At 72.6% G+C, this 2,085-nt stretch carries 2 protein-coding genes and 1 pseudogene; all 3 read left to right on the top strand.

Annotated elements, in window-relative coordinates:
• Window positions 1-354, top strand: a pseudogene (locus ACFWY6_RS45190) (hypothetical protein); the annotation flags it as partial.
• A gap of 108 nt (window positions 355-462) precedes the next feature.
• Window positions 463-933, top strand: coding sequence for a DUF5304 domain-containing protein (locus ACFWY6_RS45195; protein WP_266867899.1), 471 nt, complete (start codon window positions 463-465; stop codon window positions 931-933).
• A gap of 54 nt (window positions 934-987) precedes the next feature.
• Window positions 988-1,929 (top strand): ROK family glucokinase, encoded by a 942-nt coding sequence (locus ACFWY6_RS45200; RefSeq protein WP_384703699.1) that lies wholly within the window; start codon window positions 988-990, stop codon window positions 1,927-1,929.
• Window positions 1,930-2,085 lie beyond the last annotated feature (156 nt).

The following is a 2,085-nucleotide window of genomic DNA, read 5'->3' on the forward strand; positions in this document are numbered from 1 at the left end:
ACCCTGCCCCACCGGGCCCCCCCCCCGCGCGGCGCCCCCGCCCTGGCCGCCCTCGGCGTGCCCGCGCCCGGCGCCGCCCCGGAGTTCCCGGAAGGCGGCGAGTGGCCCGTCACCGACGCCCTCGCCGACGACGGCGTCCTGGTCTGGCACATCCCGCTGCCCGGAGCCGTGCGCGAGGAGCTCGGTCTGATCCGGCGGGGCGACGAACTGGTCGTCACGGCGGGCCCGTTCCGGCGCATCGTCACCCTGCCGTCCGCGCTGCGCCGCTGCACCGTCGCGGGCGCCGGTCTTCGCGAGGGCGAGCTGCGGGTGCGGTTCACGCCCGACCCGGATCTGTGGCCGCGTACACGGTGAACGGCCTACCGCCGTTCGGGTAACGTCGGGAGTACGAATCCATAGGTCCCCGGTCCATGGTCCCGGTCCATGGGTCCACCGGCCGCCCTCCGCAGGAGTCTGTCCGTCATGAGCGATGCCACCGAGCGCGAAGTGCCCGAGCCCGAAGCGGCCGACACCGACGCCGACGCCTGGGAGAAGGCCTGCGCCGAGGACCTCGCGGCGGAGAAGGCCCGCCGCCGTGAGCAGTACGGGACACCGCCGGGATCGGCGGGCGAGGAGCTGCGCAAGCTCGTCGACGCCGTCTCGGAGAAGCTGTCCGGACTCCAGACGCCGCTGCTCGGCGCGGTCGCGCAGGGCGCCGTCGAGCAGACCGTGAGGCAGGTCGTCCAGCAGGCGAAGGCCGCCGTCGAACCGGTCATCGAGCGCAACCCCGATGTCTTCGACCACCTCGCCGCCGCGGGCAACGAACTGCTCGCCGCCTACCGCTCCGCGGTGGAGAGCCAGGAGGGCCGCTGGACCCGCGGGAGCGACGCGGCGCGAGGTCCGGAGCGGCGCGATGACGGCCCTGGGCCCGGCGAACACATCGACCTGGACTGAACACCCCTCGGGTACGGTTGGCCGTAGCGGGGCTCGACCGAAACTGAGGGACACATGGGACTCACCATCGGCGTCGATATCGGCGGCACGAAGATCGCGGCCGGAGTGGTCGACGAAGAGGGCACCATTCTCGACACCCACAAGGTGCCCACGCCGCCGACCGCCGACGGCATCGTGGACGCGATCTGTGCCGCCGTGTCGGGAGCCGGCAAGGGGAACGACGTGGAGGCCGTCGGCATCGGTGCCGCCGGATACGTCGACGACAAGCGCGCCACCGTTCTCTTCGCGCCGAACATCAACTGGCGCCACGAGCCGCTGAAGGACAAGGTCGAGCAGCGGGTCGGCCTGCCGGTCGTCGTCGAGAACGACGCGAACGCGGCGGCCTGGGGCGAGTACAAGTTCGGCGCGGGCCAGGGCCACGAGGACGTCATCGTCATCACGCTGGGCACGGGCCTCGGCGGCGGCATCATCATCGGCAACAAGCTGCGCCGCGGACGCTTCGGCGTCGCCGCGGAGTTCGGGCACATCCGGACCGTGCCGGACGGGCTGCTGTGCGGCTGCGGGAGCCAGGGATGCTGGGAGCAGTACGCGTCGGGGCGTGCGCTGCTGCGGTACGGGCGGCAGCGGGCCAACGCGACGCCGGAGGCCGCGGAGATTCTGCTCGGGCTCGGCGACGGCACGGTGGACGGCATCGAGGGCAAGCACATCAGCGAGGCGGCCCGGCAGGGGGATCCTGTCGCCGTCGACTCCTACCGTGAGCTGGCCCGCTGGGTCGGCGCGGGCCTGGCCGATCTGGCCTCGCTCTTCGACCCCTCCGCGTTCATCGTGGGCGGCGGGCTCTCCGACGAGGGCGAGCTGGTGCTCGACCCGATCCGGAAGTCCTTCCGGCGGTGGCTGATCGGTGGGCAGTGGCGGCCGCATGCGCAGGTGCTGGCTGCTCAGCTGGGCAACAAGGCGGGGCTTGTCGGTGCCGCGGACCTTGCTCGGCAGGGTTGATTCGCTGCTCGGCGGTTTGACTTGGCGCCCGTCGTCCCCCTGCGGGGGGCCGGCGGGCGCTTTGCTGTGTCGGTGCCCGGCGGCTATGGCGTTGTGCCCACCCGTTCCGCCGTGCGGAACGCCTGCCCACACACCGGCCAGTCGCGTATACACAAA

It is taken from the genome of Streptomyces sp. NPDC059037, assembly GCF_042740015.1.
Taxonomy (GTDB): Bacteria; Actinomycetota; Actinomycetes; order Streptomycetales; family Streptomycetaceae; genus Streptomyces.